The following is a 3,414-nucleotide window of genomic DNA, read 5'->3' as shown; positions in this document are numbered from 1 at the left end:
GTGGACGTTTGGGTGGCCGAAAGAAGGGCCTCAGTCCTGAAGCCAAAAAAACAGCTAAAGCAGCAGTTTCGTTGTATAAAAGCAATGAAAATAATGTAAATGAGATTTGCGATATTTTAAATATCAGTAAATTGACACTGTATCGCCACTTGAAAAGTGAAAGCGTAAATTAAATAAAAGGTAATTTCCTATGAGTGTAAAACTCATAATGATTGTATAGAAAACTTTTAGTTGGTTTTATGTTTTAAAACATAAAATTTTATTTTTTTTATCGAAAATTTATACGTTACTTTAACGCATAAATAATTATTTAATAACTATTTATGTCTTTTCAATCATGAAACATAATTAATATGAAAACTAACATTTTCATATCTTTATTAGAGTTGTTGAGGGTAAGGCATACACATCTTTTTTCGAATCAATTCTTCAACGAGCACCCTCATAAATACAATTTATTTGGTTTGTCTTCTATGCTTTCAGAATACGGTGTGGAAAATGCCGGACTTAAACTTATAGACAAAAATAATATACGATTAATAGAAACTCCTTTTATTGCCCATATCAATGACGACTTCGTTATTATTGAAAAAATATTAGAGGATGAAATCCAATTCACCCAAAGAGACAAAAGTATAAAAATTCCGATAGAAGAGTTTAATAAAATATGGACAGGGATTGTGCTTATCGCTGAACGAAATAAGGATTCAATTGAACCGGAATACAATAAACATTTCAAAATTCAAATTCTTAAGTATCTTCAAAAAATATCTATCCTCCTGATTTTATTTTTTTTGCTTTTTATTTCTTTTATTCAGAATAAGAGTTATTTTGATGTTGGACTTATTTTACTGCTGTTAATAAATTCAATAGGTGTCTATATAGGTTATTTATTAGTTCTTAAACAATTAAATATCCAAAGCACTTATAGTGATAGGCTTTGTTCATTATTTAAACACAGCGATTGTAATAATATACTTGAGTCTAATGCGGCCAAGCTTTTTGGAGTTTTTAGCTGGAGTGAAATAGGATTAAGTTATTTTGTGACTAATATATTTGTTATTTGTTTGTTACCTTCATATATTCCTTACCTTGCATTAATCAATGTCTTTTGTTTGCCATATAGTTTTTGGAGTATTTGGTATCAGAAATTCAAAGCCAGGCAATGGTGCCCCTTGTGCCTTATTGTGATCATTTTATTATGGGGACTGTTTGTAATTAACTTATCTTTTAGATTTCTTCTTGTTTCAACCCTGTCAATGTCGGAATTGTCCATTACGGGATTATCATATTTGCTTTTTATATTGTGCACCAATTTGGTTTTATCAATTCTGATGAAAAGTTTACAAGTTGAAAATATAAACTATGAAATAAACAACATCAAGGCCGATGAAGACGTTTTTAAATCACTATTGAAAAAACAACCTTATTATGTTGTAACAAGAGAGACATCGTCCATTCTATTAGGTAACCTAAATTCTAAATTTTTGATAACAATATTTACAAACCCCCATTGTAATCCGTGTGCTAGAATGCATAAAAGAGTGAATGATTTGTTAAATAAAAATGAAAACCTTTGCGTGCAATATATTTTTTCATCTTTCCATAAGGAATTGGACATATCCAATCAATTTCTTATTGGGGTTTACCGGCAAAAAAACGATGAGTTTAAAACAATTTATAATGAATGGTTTGAAAAGGGAAAATATGATAAAGAAACCATTTTTCAAAAGCACCCTGTGAAGATAGAAGAACCAAATATAGCCAATGAATTTGCCAGGCATGAGCAATGGAAGGAAAAATCGGGTCTAAGGGCAACTCCCACAATCTTGGTGAACGGTTATAAGTTGCCAGAGAATTTTAAAATTGAAGATCTGCATTTTTTCTCCGATATTGAGATATGAAAAGCTTGTTGCATATATAAGAAGGCAACAGGTGTAATTAATAATTTTAAATTTTTATGCTTATGAAAAAGTTAAAAAAAATCGAATTGCAAGAAGTAGTTGTGTTGGAAGACAGTGAAATGAAACAGATTGTTGGTGGAAGTGGCTCCCTTTCGTGTGACCCTGATGCAACTCTATGCTATGGTGCTTGTTTGACAGATAATGGACTAGGCGGTGTCTGCCGAAAAATTCCGAGAATTTTTAATAAGTGTGGATGTGTCCAACTTTAAGTGTTCTAAGTTATAACTAGAATTATAAAGAGTGAGGGTTCGTTCCTTACTCTTTATAGCTATAATAGCAGTAAAATCACAGCATTAATATGACCTTTAAAAGATCATAAGATTAAGAATCATCAAATTAAAACGGTAATCTAAGTTCTCTATACAGAACAATTACATTTTTCAATATTTATTTATTTGAGATATAAAACTGCCACCATAGATGAGTGGTCCCAAAGGAAAGGAGGAAAATATTAATATGAAAATACGAGTATTTGAAATTGCTGTGGCATTTGCATTTATAACAAATGGTAATGCCCAAAACACGGATGTCAAAATCGATGGGGATACAGCACGTTTACGTGTTGTGTATGATTTTAGTCAAAATAATTACTTAAATAAGAGTCTTTCGAGAGCAGATACAATGGCACTGGATATAGGCGATAGGTTGTCTGTATTTTATGACATGACAGTGCCGAATAAAACAATCGATAAGTTTATAAAGCCTGAGCAGATTAAGTCTCTTTCCATAGAGTACACTCGATCCGATGATCTGGAAAATATAATTATAGGAAAAAATGAATATCAACACAATGTTTTCAAATTGGATAATTATATTTCAACCAAAACTTACAAAAACCGTGAACAAAACCGAGTTTATACATTAGATCAAAATCAGGCGAATGGAGAAGATATTTCAATTTTTTTATCAGAAGATTTGTTACCACAGCAATGGGTGATTGGTAGTGACACCTGTCGGGTATTGGGTTATCCATGTCATAAGGCAACAACAAAATTCAGGGGAAGAGAATATGACGCCTATTTTACCCAGGAACTACCGGTTAATGATGGCCCGTGGAAACTATACGGTTTACCGGGTCTTATTCTAGAGGCTAAAACGAGTGACGGAATTTTCCACGTCAAGGCTATTGGCATCCAAAAAATTAAAAATACTCCAATAGATATTTCTTATGGCAAGAATACTGAAATTTGCAAAGAGTTGAATCAGTTTTATAAGTTTATCCGAAACAAAAGAAATAGTTATTTAATAGAAGATAAAGGAAATGTTATTATTTATGAGAAACCATTATCAAAAGATATCATATTCATGGAGGAAGAAAATAAGGACTAATTAATAATGTGTGTGGCTCTAAACATTGAAACAAATTGGTCGGAATATTACAATTGACATAAAGTAAAACTTGATTCATCGGCACAGCTTATTTTCCCCGCTTTAATTTGATATTTTTAAA

At 31.3% G+C, this 3,414-nt stretch carries 4 protein-coding genes; all 4 read left to right on the top strand.

Features of this window, described 5'->3' with window-relative positions:
• The first annotated feature begins 8 nt into the window (after window positions 1-8).
• The 4 genes from PHF25_09250 (at window position 9) to PHF25_09235 (ending at window position 3,293) form a co-directional block, all read left to right on the top strand.
• A complete protein-coding gene (locus PHF25_09250) occupies window positions 9-173 on the top strand; it encodes a helix-turn-helix domain-containing protein (GenBank protein ID MDD4528195.1) in 165 nt (54 codons plus the stop codon).
• A gap of 180 nt (window positions 174-353) precedes the next feature.
• On the top strand, window positions 354-1,904 hold the full coding sequence (locus PHF25_09245) for a vitamin K epoxide reductase family protein (GenBank protein MDD4528194.1): 1,551 nt from the start codon (window positions 354-356) through the stop codon (window positions 1,902-1,904).
• Between the two features lie 62 nt (window positions 1,905-1,966).
• Window positions 1,967-2,173, top strand: a complete 207-nt coding sequence (locus tag PHF25_09240) for a TIGR04149 family rSAM-modified RiPP (protein MDD4528193.1) — start codon at window positions 1,967-1,969, stop codon at window positions 2,171-2,173.
• Between the two features lie 247 nt (window positions 2,174-2,420).
• Window positions 2,421-3,293: a GLPGLI family protein gene (locus PHF25_09235; protein MDD4528192.1), complete on the top strand. Its 873-nt coding sequence runs from the start codon at window positions 2,421-2,423 to the stop codon at window positions 3,291-3,293.
• The last annotated feature ends 121 nt before the right edge of the window (window positions 3,294-3,414 follow it).

The organism is Candidatus Margulisiibacteriota bacterium (genome assembly GCA_028706105.1).
Lineage (GTDB): Bacteria > Margulisbacteria > Riflemargulisbacteria > GWF2-35-9 > DYQY01 > DYQY01.
This window is presented reverse-complemented; position numbering and strand designations above follow the sequence as displayed.